The organism is Alteraurantiacibacter lauratis, from assembly GCF_037154155.1.
GTDB classification, from domain to species: domain Bacteria; phylum Pseudomonadota; class Alphaproteobacteria; order Sphingomonadales; family Sphingomonadaceae; genus Alteraurantiacibacter; species Alteraurantiacibacter lauratis.
The window spans coordinates 19,020-33,073 of record NZ_JBANRN010000001.1 but is presented as its reverse complement, the minus strand read 5'-3'; the positions used below and the strand labels follow the sequence as shown (position 1 = coordinate 33,073).

12 protein-coding genes and 1 pseudogene are annotated in these 14,054 nt (G+C 63.4%); 5 read left to right on the top strand and 8 right to left on the bottom strand.

Annotated elements, in window-relative coordinates; translation table 11 throughout:
• Nucleotides 1-45 precede the first annotated feature (45 nt).
• Both WFP39_RS00145 and WFP39_RS00140 read left to right on the top strand, forming a co-directional pair.
• Nucleotides 46-2,559 carry a TonB-dependent receptor domain-containing protein gene (locus WFP39_RS00145; RefSeq protein ID WP_336917054.1) on the top strand — a complete coding sequence of 838 codons (2,514 nt, stop codon included), beginning with the start codon at nt 46-48 and terminating at the stop codon, nt 2,557-2,559.
• A gap of 86 nt (nt 2,560-2,645) precedes the next feature.
• Complete coding sequence (locus tag WFP39_RS00140) at nt 2,646-4,499, top strand: methyl-accepting chemotaxis protein (protein ID WP_336917053.1); 1,854 nt, start codon at nt 2,646-2,648, stop codon at nt 4,497-4,499.
• Nucleotides 4,500-4,822: 323 nt separating this feature from the next.
• Here the strand turns inward: WFP39_RS00140 and WFP39_RS00135 are convergent, their stop codons facing one another.
• The 8 genes and pseudogenes from WFP39_RS00135 to WFP39_RS00095 all read right to left on the bottom strand — a co-directional run bounded on the left by WFP39_RS00135 (nt 4,823) and on the right by WFP39_RS00095 (nt 12,603).
• On the bottom strand, nt 4,823-5,608 hold the full coding sequence (locus WFP39_RS00135; protein ID WP_336917052.1) for a hypothetical protein: 786 nt from the start codon (nt 5,606-5,608) through the stop codon (nt 4,823-4,825).
• Nucleotides 5,605-7,134 (bottom strand): hypothetical protein, encoded by a 1,530-nt coding sequence (locus WFP39_RS00130; RefSeq protein ID WP_336917051.1) that lies wholly within the window; start codon nt 7,132-7,134, stop codon nt 5,605-5,607. The genes WFP39_RS00135 and WFP39_RS00130 overlap by 4 nt, the downstream gene beginning before the upstream one ends.
• A 1-nt stretch (nt 7,135) precedes the next feature.
• Complete coding sequence (locus WFP39_RS00125) at nt 7,136-9,328, bottom strand: TonB-dependent receptor (protein WP_336917050.1); 2,193 nt, start codon at nt 9,326-9,328, stop codon at nt 7,136-7,138.
• 289 nt (nt 9,329-9,617) lie between these two features.
• A complete protein-coding gene (locus tag WFP39_RS00120; protein ID WP_336917049.1) occupies nt 9,618-10,097 on the bottom strand; it encodes a hypothetical protein in 480 nt (159 codons plus the stop codon).
• A gap of 367 nt (nt 10,098-10,464) precedes the next feature.
• Nucleotides 10,465-10,794, bottom strand: a pseudogene (locus WFP39_RS00110) (NAD(P)-binding domain-containing protein); the annotation flags it as partial.
• A 195-nt stretch (nt 10,795-10,989) separates the two neighbouring features.
• Nucleotides 10,990-11,226, bottom strand: a complete 237-nt coding sequence (locus tag WFP39_RS00105; RefSeq protein ID WP_336917048.1) for a thioredoxin family protein — start codon at nt 11,224-11,226, stop codon at nt 10,990-10,992.
• 11 nt (nt 11,227-11,237) lie between these two features.
• Nucleotides 11,238-12,293, bottom strand: a complete 1,056-nt coding sequence (locus WFP39_RS00100; protein WP_336917047.1) for a permease — start codon at nt 12,291-12,293, stop codon at nt 11,238-11,240.
• Between the two features lies 1 nt (nt 12,294).
• The gene (locus tag WFP39_RS00095) at nt 12,295-12,603 is read right to left on the bottom strand and encodes an ArsR/SmtB family transcription factor (protein ID WP_336917046.1); all 309 of its coding nucleotides are present in this window, start codon (nt 12,601-12,603) and stop codon (nt 12,295-12,297) included.
• 37 nt (nt 12,604-12,640) lie between these two features.
• Here WFP39_RS00095 and WFP39_RS00090 point away from each other — a divergent pair, with 37 nt between their 5' ends.
• The 3 genes from WFP39_RS00090 to arsC are packed head-to-tail and all read left to right on the top strand — an operon-like array spanning nt 12,641 to nt 14,044.
• Nucleotides 12,641-13,093: an ArsR/SmtB family transcription factor gene (locus WFP39_RS00090; protein WP_377923203.1), complete on the top strand. Its 453-nt coding sequence runs from the start codon at nt 12,641-12,643 to the stop codon at nt 13,091-13,093.
• Nucleotides 13,094-13,100: 7 nt separating this feature from the next.
• Nucleotides 13,101-13,616 (top strand): arsenate reductase ArsC, encoded by a 516-nt coding sequence (locus WFP39_RS00085; protein WP_336917045.1) that lies wholly within the window; start codon nt 13,101-13,103, stop codon nt 13,614-13,616.
• Nucleotides 13,613-14,044: an arsenate reductase (glutaredoxin) gene (gene arsC, locus WFP39_RS00080; RefSeq protein ID WP_336917044.1), complete on the top strand. Its 432-nt coding sequence runs from the start codon at nt 13,613-13,615 to the stop codon at nt 14,042-14,044. The genes WFP39_RS00085 and arsC overlap by 4 nt, the downstream gene beginning before the upstream one ends.
• The last annotated feature ends 10 nt before the right edge of the window (nt 14,045-14,054 follow it).

The following is a 14,054-nucleotide window of genomic DNA, read 5'->3' as shown; positions in this document are numbered from 1 at the left end:
GCCCTCAAACTCACGCCCAATCACGGGAAATAATGAGGGTCCACCATGCGTAAATTGTCGTTCCTTGTCGCTACCCTGCTTGCCACCACCACCCACCAGGTCGCCTATGCCGCAGATACGGCCACTGATGCCGCATCCACCGATCAACAGGCCGACGCCGCACCTGCCGCATCGGAAGCGCCTGCCGCGAAGGCGTTCAACACCGGTGTGGCCCGCGGCCGCGATTTGCTCGACACTGCCATTTCCGCCAGTGTTATCGACGAAGCCGATCTGCCCAAGCTCTCGGTGAGCTCGATCGCAGGCATCATGCAGAACATTCCCGGCATCCGTGCCGAGACGTCCGATGTGGACGGCTTTTCCGCCATCACCGTGCGCGGTCTGCCGCTGTCGGCGGACGGGTCGAAGTTCCTGCAATTGCAGGAGGACGGCCTGCCGGTGCTGGAATTCGGCGATCTGCATTTTGCCTCGGTCGACCAGTTTCTGCGCGCCGATCTTACCTTGTCGCAGGTGCAGGCGATCCGTGGCGGCTCCGCCTCCACCTTCGCTTCCAATTCGCCGGGCGGCGTGGTCAATTTCATCTCGCGCACGGGTGAGGTGGAAGGCGGCCTGTTGCAGGTGTCGAGCGGGCTTGGCTTTGACATGAAGCGCGTGGACTTTGCCTATGGCAGCCCGCTGGGCGATGGCTGGCGCTTCCATGTCGGCGGCTTCTATCGCCAGGGCGAGGGCCCGCGCAACATCGGCTACAACGCATTCCACGGCGGCCAGTTCAAGGCCAATGTGACGCGCGAATTCGATGGCGGCTATCTGCGCCTCTACGCCAAATACATGGACGACCGGCAGCCCAATTATTCGCTGTTCCCGATCACCATTTCGGGCACCAACGATGCCCCTGTAATCGGCGACCTGCCGGGCAATTCGCTGCAGAACGATGCCTATGAATCCGCGCTGACGGTGCGGTATCTTGGCGTTGACCAAACCAACAACCCGACCACCTTCGATGCGCGCAACGGCCTTCGCGGCATTACCCGTTCGGTCGGGTTGGAAGCGCAGTTCGATGTCGCGGGATTTACCGTCACCAACCGTTTCCGGTTTGCCGATATCAGCGGCGAGTATAACGAAAGCATCCCGATGGTCACCGCGCCCGCGCCCGCGATTGCCGGGCTGTTTGGCGGCCCCGGCGCGACGCTGCAATATGCCGGTGGCCCCAATGCCGGACAGGCGATCAACGATGCCCGCCTGCTTGCCTATTCGATCCGCATCAACGCCACGCTCAATTCGCTTGACAACGTCACCAACGACTTGCGCGCCAGCCGTGTATGGGATGTGGGCGAAGGCCGCCTGACGACGACGGTCGGCGTATACAACGCCGCGCAGTCGGTCGATATGTATTGGAACTTTGCCAATTCGATCAATGATCTGGCTGGTGGCGGGCGAAACGCGCCGGTCAACCTATTCGATGCCGAAGGCACGCCGCTGACAGATGCGGGGATGCATGCCTATGGCTTCGGCTTTGCCGTTGCGCTGCCCACCTATCACGACCGCTACGACCTGCAATATGACATTGTCGCGCCCTATGGCTCGGTCAATTACCAGATCGGGCGTCTGGCAGTTGGCGCCAGCATCCGCTGGGATCGCGGCAATGTGACGGGCAATGTTCTGGCGGCCAGCTATGGCGGCGGGCGCGTGGGTCAAACCGCGTTCGACCTGAACCGCGATGGCACCGTGTCGGTGGCGGAGACAAAGATCGCGATCCTGCCGCTGGGCCAGCCTGCCCTCGTTGACTATAATTACGACTATGTCTCCTATTCGGGCGGCATCAATTACCGCTTTGCCGAACCGTTTTCCGCCTTTGTCCGCTACAGCCGTGGTGGCCGCGCCAATGCCGAGCGTATTCTGGGTGCAGGCTCGCTCAACCCTGCAACCGGCGCGCTGGCCGATCCATCAACGGCCTTCAGCACGGTCAAGCAAGCCGAAGGCGGCGTGAAGTTCCGCCGGAACGGCCTCACCGCCTATGTCACCGCTTTCTGGGCCTCCTCTGGCGAGCGCAACTTCCAGATCGGCGCGGATGCCAACGGCCAGGTGATCGTGATCCCGGTGGATCGCACATACAACGCCAAGGGCATCGAGTTCGAAGGCGAAGTGCGGCGCGGCCCCTTCGCGCTAACGCTGGGTGCAACCTGGACCGATGCGACCATCAGCAATGACGTCGCGGATCCGACGCTTAACGGCAACCGGCCGCGCCATATCCCCACGCTGTCCTTCCAGGCACGCCCGGAAGTCAATCTGGGCAGCTTCACGCTGGGCACCGTGATCAACGGCACCACCAGCAGCTTTGCGCAGGACAGCAACGTGCTGAAGCAGCCCGGATATGTTCTGGTTAGCCCGTTTGTTCACTTCCGGCCTGCCGAACGTCTGACGCTGGGACTGAACGCCTTCAACGTGTTCGACAAGCTCGCGATCGTGCAGTTGGCGTCTGCTTCCATCCCGCCCTCTGGCGTAATCAACGCGCAGGCGATGAACGGACGCACCGTAACCGCTTCGCTCCGGTACGACTTCTGATGCCCCGCTACTGACACCCTGCCGGCCTGCCGCCTCCCCTCGGCGGGCCGGCCCTTTCCCACGATTGATCAAGGAAACCTGCTGCCGTGTTCGACCGCCTGAACATTCCGCGCCGCCTCGGCCTCTCCTTCGTTGCCCTCAATGTCACGGCAGCGCTGATGATGGTCGTGTTCGGCATCAGCCTTGCCATGATTTCCAGCGTGACGGCGCGCAATTCCGAAAGCCAGGCGATCCTTGCCGATGTCCTGACGCTGGAAACCGCGCTGCTGCGCCAGAACAGCCAGATGCGCGGCTATCTGGTGACGGGCGACGACAGCTACCTCAAGTCCTATTACGAAGGGCGTGACGATTACGACCAGACATCGGCGGCGCTGGAAGAACGCCTGACCGATCCGGCACTGCAGGAACTGGTGCGCATATCGCGGGCCGAGACGCTCAAATGGCGCGAGAACTGGGGCGATCGCTACATCGCCGTCGTGCGCGCCGGCCAGCGCGATGCCGCGCAGGAAGCCATTCGCCGCGCCGGCACAGCCGTGCTGGTCAGCGATGCAGTCCTGCCCTTGCGCGAAGTGCGCGATGCCCAGACCGCCGCGATCGAGGCAGAAACGGCGAAGCAGGCCAATGCCAAGCTGTTCGCCTGGATTGCACTGGCCGTGGGCGGCGCGATGCTGATCGGTTTGGCGCTGTTCCTCGCGCGCAAGCTGTCGCGGTCGATCGCCACCCCGATCACCGACCTGACCCGCACCATGTCGGAACTGGCCGCCGGACGGCATGACATCGCAGTTCCCGGCACCGATCGCCATGACGAGCTGGGCGCAATGGCGCAGGCCGTGCTGGTGTTTCGCGATGCCGCACAGCAACGCGAACGCGAAGTGGCCGAGCGCGAGCAGGCGATGGCCCGCATCGGCGCCAATCTCCATGCGGTCGCCCAGTCCGACCTGACCGTCCGCCTCCATGACCTGCCGCCTGCCTTCAAGGGCCTGGCCGACGATTTCAACGAAGCGCTGGAGCGCCTGTGCGAGGCGATGGGCCTTGTCCAGAACAGCATCCAGACGATCAACCTCACTTCCAGCGAGATCCAGCAGGCCACCACCGACCTGTCGGTCCGCAGCGAGCAGCAGGCCGCCAGCCTGCAGGCCTCATCCACCACGATGGGCGAACTCACCACCCAGATCGAGGAATATGCCAAGATAGCCTCCGATGTCAGCGCCTCGATGGTCGAGGCGCGCGGCGAGGCCGAGAATGGCGGCGCGATCGTGGGCAAGGCGATCGAGGCGATGGACAATGTCGCCCGTGCAAGCGCCGAGATTTCGGACATCACCTCGCTGATCGACGGGATCGCCTTCCAGACCAACCTGCTGGCGCTCAACGCCGGGGTCGAGGCGGCCCGCGCGGGCGAGGCGGGCAAGGGCTTTGCCGTGGTCGCCTCCGAAGTGCGCGCGCTGGCGCTGCGTGCAACCGAAGCTGCCAACGCCATCAAGCAGCGTGTCGAGGCGGTGACCAGCCATGTCCAGGCGGGCGTGGCACTGGTGCACGACACCGGCGCAGCGCTGGAAACGATCATTTCCCGCGTGGGCACGGTGACCACCTCGATCTCCTCGATTGCGGAGACAGCCAGCGAGCAGAGCGTGGCGCTGCGCCAGATCAACCAGGCGATCGGCGGGGTTGACCAGATGACGCAGCAGAACGCCGCGATGGTGGAACAGACGCACGCCGCCACGCGCAACCTGTCGCAGGAAGCAGGGCAGCTCGCATCCGCCTTCTCCAGCTTCAAGATCAGCCAGGCAAGCACGCCGCAGAGCTTCCCGGCCCCCTTGCGCGTTGCTGCGATCAGCCCCGCGCCGCAATGCCCCCCGCCGCCCCGCAAGGCGGCCAAGCCCGCGCCGGTGCCCAAGGTTGTTGGCAATCTGGCGGTGGAGGATGACTGGTCCGAGTTCTGATGCAGGGTGGCAGGGCGCGCAGATCGCTGCCGCCGTCCTGCCTGCTATCCCGCCGCATCGGGTGCGCGAGGTTGACACGCTGGACTCTGCGTCCATTTCGCAACAGGGTATAAGTATCTCGCTTTATGAGGATTTTTAACCGAATTGCGGTTTGCGTGTGCGGAGAAAAAGAAGAATCTTCTTATCCCGCCGCGCAAGAAAATTTCCAACAGCCGCGGGTTGCGGCAGCGGGATAGCGATCGCAAAGCGGACGGAAAGAAAGAGCCGCAACGCCGATGCCGCCAGGCTGGGCGTGTAGGAAAGAGAGGCGGCGCAGCGCGACGTCAGAACTGCGCGATGATCTCGACACGTCTTTGCGACTGGCCCGGAATGCCGTCCGCATCGGGATGCCCGGTCACGTCTGCCGGTGCCACCGCGTGGGCTTCAATCGGCATGCCGGGGAACAGGCGGCTGAGCGACAGGGCGACCTTGTCGGCCCGCATCTGCGCAAGGTCAGGGCGTTCGGCAATGACCATGCCCGAAACGTCCTCCGGAGCGGTTGCCGCAAAGCCTGTGACCACCAGCCGCCGCGGTCCGGCCGCGCGGATCCAGTGCGCGGCCTGATCGAGCAGATAATCGCTGTACTGGTACACCACAAAGTCCTGATCGAAGGCGAAGAACAGCGCGAAGGTGCGGTCCCGCCGCTCTGCCTCGCTCACCACCGGGGCTACTGCACGCGGGTTTATGTTGCGCGGGGGCAATTCGAAACGGCGACCCGGATAGCCTTCGGCGGGCAGCATATGGCGCACGCAAGGCATATCTAGCACCGAAGTGCGCACCGGATCGAGCGAGGGCGCGCCGCACAGCGTGCCGTCGTCGCCCGCCACCGTGCCTTCGACCAACACCGCGTGGTTCCAGTCGGGCTTGTGCGGCGACATGGTCACATCCCAGCGCACCCCCGTGGCCGGATCAGTGGCGAGCCAGCAGCCCGATTTCAGCCCCGCATCGGTGTCGCGGTAGACCGGGCAGGCGATGAAGCGAACCGCATCGCCCGGCTCGCTTGCCTGCGCCGCTGCCATCGGCAGCCCTGCCAGCACAAGCGCGAGTGCAGGATCGCGCAGCGCCTTCACAAGGCACCCATCAGGTTGATGAGGTCCTGCCTTTCCTGCTCGGTATAGCCGATATTGTAGCGGCGGTCGTAATAATCGATCACCTCGCGCAGCGTGCGCGCCGATCCGTTGGCGAAATAGGGCGCGCGGGCGGAAAGACCGCGCAGCGATTGCAAGGTGATTTTGCCGACATCGGCGCATCGCCCCGTGGTCAACGCAAAGCCGGGATCGTGCGTCAGGATTACCCGGCCGTAATGCGGATGCGGGGCGCCCTTGCAGGTGATGCGGAACAGCGGGAAATCAGGCATCGGATCGGCAAAGGGCAAAGTGGTGGTACCCAGATCCACCTGCCCCGGCGCGACATCGTTCCCCATGCGCGTCATATTGTGGCAGAATACGCAGGTGTTGCGCACGGGGTTGCCAAAACCGATGGGCGAATTGATCCCCGCGCTGTCGCTGATGAGGAAAGTGCGTTCGCGAAACAGCCGCGCCCCGCGCGCGACCGATCGGCGCCATTCCAGCTCTGCCGGGGAAAGCCGGGCAGCCTCCGCAGGCGGGATCGACTCCCATGAGGTGAATTCGCTGAACACCGGCACGCCGATCGAACCCAACGCGCCCGGCTGGCTGTCGCGCAGAGTGGCCGGGCCGCCCATCGCGGCAAGGCTGTCCAGCGGCACTCCGCCCGGCCCCGCCTGCTGCGCGGTAAAGATCCGCAGCTCGAAATCGCGGATGCGGGCAATCTGCTCCGGCGTCAGCTCGCCCATCAGCTGCATATGGCTGCGCGCGGCATCCTGCATCTGCAAGCGCAGATTGACCGTGCGGTTGTCCGACATGAGATTCCCCGCCAGATAGCTGCCATCGTCGGGATCGCGCGGCAAGGTCAGGCCTTGTTTCGGATCATAGGCGAAGCCGGCCGCGATTAGGTATTTCATGTTCGCCACCGGGCGCGGCCGGCGATAGACCGAGATGCGGCCATTTTCCGGGCCGTATTCCGCCCCGCTGTTGCAGCCATGCGGATCGCGCACCACTTCGATCTCGAAATCAGGGGTCACGGGCTGGCCGTTGAATTGGGTCACAGGCCAGGGGCGTTCAATGCGGAACACGCCGTGGTTCAGCAGCATGGAATGCGATGCGGCCTCGCCCTGCAGCAGATTTGGGCAATTCGACCCGTCAATGGCGGCAAAGATCGGATCGCGCCCGCCTGTCACCCGCCAGCGTTCCTGCACGGTTTCCACCGACAGGCTCATCGCGTCGGCAGGCTGGTGGCAGGAAATGCAGGCCCGGCCATTGGTGCCCAGCGGCACGAAGAAGGGATGCCCGGCCGTGTCGAGCGGGCCATCAACGAGCAGCGTGCGCAGCACGCCGCCCGCATTGGGGTATTCGAGCACTTCGGGCCAGACGCGCTGTTCGCCCGGCGCCCACCACCGCTCGTCCGCAACCTCTGCCCCGGCAGAGGCCGAAGCAGCCAGTGCCCCGCACAATGCCCCCGCCGCCAGCAGCAGCGGCGCCAGACCGGATCGAAGCGCTCTGCCTTGGCGTCGCGTCAACTCAGCCCCCGATATCGACCTTCAGACGCAGGCCGAAGGTGCGCGGCGCGCCATATATGATGCCGCCATCGGCGCTGGAACTGTTCTGGATCTGCGAGGCAATATAGGTTTTGTCGAACAGATTGTTGGCGAAGGCTTCCAGCTTGTAGCGATCCCCCAGATCAAAGGTGACGCGCGCATCGAACAGGTCGCGGCCCGGCACGATGGTATTGACCGAGGGGAAAGGCGTGGCGAGCTGGCTTGACAGATGCGACCACTGAACGCGCGGCGTGATGTCCACATCCCCCACCGCGAAGGTGTATTGCATCCCGGCATTGATCGTCCAACGGGGCGAAAACGGCAGGGTGGCACCTTCGGCAACGAAGCGCAGATTGGTGGGGCAACCCACATCGGTGCCGGGGGCATTGGTGTCCGAGATACAGGCCGAGTTCGAGAATTCGGCATCGAGATAGCCCACGCCCAGATTGGCCTGGAAACCGCCGAACTGGGCGAGCGCCTCAAGCTCGCCACCGATCGCTTCACCGGCAAGCGCGTTCTGCGTCACTGGCAATCCATTCACCAGGCTGGAAAGCTGGATGTCCTGATAATCGGACAAAAACACCGCGCCGTTCAGGCGCAGGTGGCGGTCGAGCAACTCGGTCTTGAAGCCAGCCTCGTAAACGGTGTTCTGTTCGGGCAGGAAATCGGGCGTGTTGGGCGTCAGGTTGACGCCGCCGGCCTTGTAGCCGCGCGAGACCGAGGCGTAGAGCATCCCGTTAGTGTCGAGATGGTAATTGAGACCGATTTTGCCGGTCAATTGTTCGGATGTCACCGCGCTGGTGAAAGGCAGCGGGATCGGCGGGCCGGGAACCGCAAAGCGCGTGTAGACCTGCTTGTCCCAGCTGTAACGCCCACCAACCAGCACTTCGACCTGTTCGTTCAGGAAGTAATTGACCTGCCCGAACAGCGAATAGGACGTGTTGGTCGCTTCGGTGATGATATCGCTGCTGGAGGATACAAAATCGCGCGTATTGCGGTTGTCGCGCAGCAGCGTGACCGGAACATCCTCGTCCAGCATGAAAGCGCCCACAACCCATTGCAGCGGGCTTTCACCGGTGGACAGCAGGTTGAATTCGGCAATAAAGGTCTCGAAAACCGTGTCACCCAGACTGACGCGGCCCGGATACAGGCGGGTGTTGGCGCTGTTGGTGGGCAGATTGGCCGGAACGCCGATGGCCGTCGCGGTGCGGTCGCCGTCGGTCTGATCCCTGGTGTAGCCATCCTGGAAGGATACCAGCGCACGCGCGGCAACGCTGCTCGACACTTCGAAATTGACCTCGGCTGACAGGCGATAACCCGCCTGATTGAGAAACGAGACCGCATCTTCCTGAATTTCGAACGGATCGGTGCTGACCGTATCGCCGCGCCGCTTCACCGCGTTGTTGTCGCTGCGCATGTCGAAATATTCGCCGCGCAGGTTGATCGTCGCGGTGTCATCGGCAGTGCGCAGGAGCAGGTTTCCGCGCACCGCGTCCAGCGTCATATTGCCCGGCTGGCTTTGCGCGTTTGAGGCGATGTTCTTGGTGAAGCTGTCGCGCTCGTCATGCACATAGGCTGCGCGGAAGGCGATGTTCTCACCCCCCAGATTGGCGGTCAGCACCGCGCGGTAGCGGTCGTAATTGCCAATGGTGAAATCGCCGCTCGCCGCCATCGTGTTGAATTCGGGCGACGGTGTGCGGACATAGATCGCGCCGCCGGTGGAGTTCTGCCCGGTCAGCGTGCCCTGCGGCCCGCGCAGCACCTCGATCGTGCCGATGTCATAGAAGCTGTGACCGATGAACTGTTCGTGCGGGATCAGCTGCCCGTCGATGTAATAGGCGACGCCTGGGTTCGAGGTAGGAGCCGACTGCGCAATCCCAACGCCGCGGATATTGATGAAGGTCGAGCGGTTGAATGTGTTGATCGCAATCGACGGGGCGACCTGCTGCACATCGTTCAGATTGACCACGCCGCGCTGCGCCAGCTGTTCACCGCTGAGGACAGTGGCCGAAATCGGCACGTCCTGCAGGTTCTGTTCGCGCCGTTCGGCGGTAACAATGATCGCGTCGAGCCCGGTATCGGTCGACGCAGTGGCAACCGCCTGCGCCATCGCCGGAACGGATGCACCGCACAGCAGCGCCGCCAGCGCACAGGAACCAAACGTCCGATAAATCATGCCATCCCCCGGATATTGATCTTGTCTGCCGATCAACCAGCCTGCGATCTTAACGGCGAAAGGTCATCGTGCAAGGGCTTTCACGCTAGTCCAAGCCATAATCTAGCCAGAAATACACCTTTCCTTCTGAATTATCGAAATATTATAGTTATGCAAGGCCTTGCATAAGCCAGGTGAAGAACCCGTGCACGCGATCGTTTGACGGCCCGATTTGGGATGGTTTGCGCCTTGCCAATCTGGGGTAGGCGGTGGCCGGATGAAGACGAAACCCAGACACATTCTCATCGGGTTACTTGCCCTGGCAGTCCTCGCGCTGGCCGCCTACGGGTTTCTGGCGCCGCGGGACAAGGAAGTCGCCATATTCGTCACCCAAGCCGCGCCCGCCCAGCGCCTGCTGGCGGTCAACGGGCACATCCGCCCGCGCTTGCAAGTGGATATCCGCCCCGTGTTGGGCGGCGAATTGGTTGCCCTCCCCTTCGATGTGGGAAACCGCGTTGCCGCCGGATAGATGTTGGCGCGGATCGACGATGCTCCCGAAACCGCTGCGATTGCCGAGGCCGAGGCATCGTTGCAGACACAGGAGGCAACGCTTGCCCAGGCCCGGCGCGATCTGGCGCGTTACGAGACGCTGGGCGAATTCGTGGCCCGGCGCGAAGTGGAGAAGAAGCGGCTGGCCGTGGTCGAGGGTGAGCGCGAACTGAGTCGCCGCCGCGCGGGCGTGGTGCGCGCGCGAACAGCGCGACCCTCGCGCACCGTTTGCCGGCGTCATCCTCGAACGGCTGGTGGACCCCGGACAGACCGTGGGGCTGGAAAGCATCATCTACCGGCTGGCGGATCTTTCCAGCCCGGAAGTCACGGCCGAGGCGGACGAGATTTATGCCGCCGAAGTCCGCCCCGGCATGGAGGCCCATGTCAGCCTGCCAGGGCAGCAGAGCCCGATCCGGAGTTCGGTCGTGCATATCGAGCCGCGCGCCGATCCCGCCCACAGGCTCGTCACCAGGGTTTGCCTTCATCCGCGCGACGGCGCGCTCGAACAGCACGCGCCCATCGACATCATCAGGCAGGAACAAGGGTTCCTCGGTCGTCACCCAAAGCGCGCGCGCGAGCGGGGCTACCTCCGCCATGATCTGCGCGCCGCTGTTGCCGCCGCCAACCACCAGCACGGTCTGCCCGGCATAGTCATCGGGCCGGACATAGTGTGCCGAGTGGACTTGCGTGCCAATGAACTTATCGCGCCCCGGTATGGCAGGGATGAATGGATGCGACCATGTGCCGGTTGCGCTGGCCACGAACTTCGCCGCGATCCTGCCGTTATTGGTCACAAGCTCCAGACGGTTCTTGCCCCGTTCAACTGTCTGGACTGCAACCGGCCGCCGGATGGGGAGAGCATACCTTTCCTCATAACGCGTCAGATAATCCAGCACTTCGTCGCGGGTCGGATAGCCTTCGTGCGTGGCAGCCGGCATCAACCAGCCCGGCAGTGAGCTGTAGCCAGCGGGCGAAAACAGCCGCAGCATTTCCCAGCCATGCCGCCAGGCGCCGCCGGGACCGTCCTCGGCATCAAGGATCGGAAGTCGGCACCGGCCCGACGCAGGTAATGACCCAGCGACAGGCCCATCTGGCCGCCGCCGATGATGATGATGTCGTGGGTCTCCACATCTTCAGGCCCGAAGCCAGCGCTTGAGGTCATCGTCCTTGGGCAGGCCGCCCGCATGGACAACCTTGCCGTCAATGACGATGCCAGGCGTCGAGGCGATGCCGTATTTCGCCATCTCGGCATAGTCGGTGATCTTTTCGACGGTCGCTTCAATGCCAAGCTCGCTGGCAGCCGCCTTGACCATCTCTTCCGTGGTCTGACACCGCTTGCAACCGGGTCCGAGCACCTTGATGTCTTTCATGGGAAATCCCTTTATGAAAAGAGGGTATTGAACAGGAAGCCGACGCCAAGGATGCCGATGCCGACGACCGCCACGAACACCGCGATCAGCTTCAGGCTTAGCACCTTGCGCAGGATAATCATCTCAGGCAGCGACAGCGCGATCACCGACATCATGAAGGCGAGCACGGTGCCCAGCGCCGCACCCTTGCCCAACAGCGCCTCGATCACCGGGATGATCCCGGCAGCGTTCGAATACATCGGGATGCCCAGCACCACGGCGGCTGGCACCGACCACCACGCGTCACCCCCCATGATGCCTGAGAGCAGTTCGGCGGGGACATAACCGTGGATGAAGGCACCGGCCGCGATCCCGGCAATGATCCAATACCAGACTTTGCCAACGATCTCCTTGACCGCATCCCAGCCCGCCTCAAACCGATCAACCCACGTCAGGTGCTGGTCGTCTAGCTCGACTTCGCCTGCACGCACTTCGCGCACCCACGGTTCCAGCCAGCCTTCAAGGTGCAGGCGGCCGATGACCCAGCCTGAGACGATGGCGATGGCAAGGCCGAAGGCGAGATAAGTGAGCGCCACTTTCCAGCCTAGCAGAGCAAACAACAGGCCCAGCGCGATCTCGTTAACCATGGGCGCGGCAATCAGGAATGAGAAAGTGACACCAAGCGGCACGCCGGCCGAGACGAAGCCAACAAACAGCGGCACCGCCGAGCAGGAGCAGAACGGCGTGACGATGCCGAGGTGAGCGGCGGCGATATTACCCAGCCCTTCCCGTTTGCCCGCCAGAAGCGCGCGTGTGCGTTCGGGCGAAAAGAAGGTGCGCACCACGCCCATGGCAAATACCACAAGAGTCAGCAGCATCAGCACCTTCGGCGTGTCGTAGAAGAAGAACTCGACCGAGGAAGCCAAGTGGCTACCCGGCTCGATGGGTAGCTGCGTCACCAACCACTGCGCGAACGGCAGGAGCTGGTTGTAGATGGCAAACCAGGCTGCGACGAACACGGCGATGCCGGTAAACCAGATGCCTTGCGACTTGCGGGCCTGGCCCAAGGTTGCGGCAAGCGTGTTCATGTCAGGCAGCGTTCTTCTGACACTGCGCAGGCGGCAGCGGTGGGAGGGTGGCGAGAACGGCATCGACGATGGCCTGCCATTCTGCCGAGAGATCAGGGTTACGGCGATAGCGCACCCATTGCGCATCGCGCCGGTCGGTCAGCAGGCCCGCCGCCTTCAGACGCGCCATGTGCCGCGACATCCGCGACTGCGTCGCACCCAGGCGGTCCATCAGTTCGCAGACGCAATGTTCATCCCCATCCCAGATGGCCTGCAAAGCGCGCAGGCGAGTGGGCTCGGACAGGGCGGCGAGAAGTTCGTCAATCGGCATTATGCTTCATGAATATGCCCACAGGCGCATATGCGCTTTGACGCAGACCAAAACAAGCAGTGATCCGACATTTTTCGTTTTGTCGAAATATCGCTTGACCGCCAAGCCCCAGTCCGTATTTCGACACTGTTCGAAAGGTATGGGCATGAATGATCTCAACACGCAGGTCTGGGCGGTCGATGCTCTTGGCGCCCTAGCGCATGAAACGCGGCTGGCGGTCTTCAGAATGCTGGTGGCCGCGGGGCCGGACGGCCTGATTGCGGGGGTTATCGCCGAGCGGGCGAAGGTCCCTCCGTCCACGATGTCGCATCACCTTGCCACGCTGGAACGCGCCGGGCTGGTGCAATCGGAGCGCGAAAGCCGCCTGATCCATTACCGGGCCGACTACGCCGCCATGCGCCGCCTGCTGACATTCCTGATGCAGGATTGCTGCCAAGGTGCGCCGCAAATGTGCGCCGACCTGCTCGGCGAAATCACCTGCAACGGATGAGGTCACCATGTCCGACAAGATATGCAACGTGCTGTTCCTGTGCACCGGCAACTCTGCCCGATCGGTGCTGGGCGAAGCGCTGATGAACAAGTTGGGCGCCGGGCGCTTCCGTGCGTTCAGCGCCGGTAGCCAGCCCAAGGGTGAGGTTCACCCCATGTCGCTGGAGGTGCTGACCAGCTTTGGCTTTCCGACCGAGGGGCTGCGGTCCAAGAACTGGAACGAGTTCACCAAGCCGGGGGCGCCAGAATTCGATTTCATCTTCACGGTGTGTGACAATGCGGCTGGCGAGACCTGCCCCGTCTGGCCCGGCAAGCCACTGACGGCCCACTGGGGATTGGAGGATCCCGCTGCGGTCGAGGGAGAGGGCCAGCGACAGGCTTTCGTTGATGCCTTGCGCTACCTGCGCAAGCGGATCGAATTGTTTCTGATGCTGCCCCACGCCAGCATCGACGAGATGGCCATGCGCCAGAAGCTGAGGGAGATCGGTCGTTCCGAAGGGGCCAGCAGCGGAGCAAGCGCATGACCGCCGACATCATCATCTATCACAACCCCGCCTGCGGCACGTCGCGCAATGCGCTGGCGATGATCCGCAATGCGGGGATCGAACCGCACGTGGTGGAATACCTCAAGACTCCGCCCTCGCGCGCGCTGCTGGAAAGCCTGATCGCCCGCGCCGGGATGACACCGCGCGCGCTGCTGCGCGAGAAGGGCACCCCGTTCGCCGAACTGGGACTGGGCGATCCGGCGCTGACCGATGCCCAGCTGCTGGACGCGATGATGGCGCATCCGATCCTGATCAACCGCCCGCTGGTGGTCTCACCGCTGGGCGTCAAGCTGTGTCGGCCGTCGGAGGAAGTGCTGGACCTGATCCCCGCCGAGCAGCGAGGAGCCTTCGCTAAGGAGGATGGCGAGCAGGTCATCGACGCATCCGGAAACCGTGTCACCAGTTGAGGTGAAAAAC

Bases quoted from the DNA above. Each gene is read 5' to 3' on its own strand.
- WFP39_RS00120 (WP_336917049.1), bottom strand. From the start codon at position 10,097: ATGACGCCGGCAAACGGTGCGCGAGGGTCGCGCTGTTCGCGCGCGCAC.
- WFP39_RS00100 (WP_336917047.1), bottom strand. From the start codon at position 12,293: ATGAACACGCTTGCCGCAACCTTGGGCCAGGCCCGCAAGTCGCAAGGC.
- WFP39_RS00095 (WP_336917046.1), bottom strand. From the start codon at position 12,603: ATGCCGATTGACGAACTTCTCGCCGCCCTGTCCGAGCCCACTCGCCTG.
- WFP39_RS00145 (WP_336917054.1), top strand. From the start codon at position 46: ATGCGTAAATTGTCGTTCCTTGTCGCTACCCTGCTTGCCACCACCACC.
- WFP39_RS00125 (WP_336917050.1), bottom strand. From the start codon at position 9,328: ATGATTTATCGGACGTTTGGTTCCTGTGCGCTGGCGGCGCTGCTGTGC.
- WFP39_RS00105 (WP_336917048.1), bottom strand. From the start codon at position 11,226: ATGAAAGACATCAAGGTGCTCGGACCCGGTTGCAAGCGGTGTCAGACC.
- arsC (WP_336917044.1), top strand. From the start codon at position 13,613: ATGACCGCCGACATCATCATCTATCACAACCCCGCCTGCGGCACGTCG.
- WFP39_RS00085 (WP_336917045.1), top strand. From the start codon at position 13,101: ATGTCCGACAAGATATGCAACGTGCTGTTCCTGTGCACCGGCAACTCT.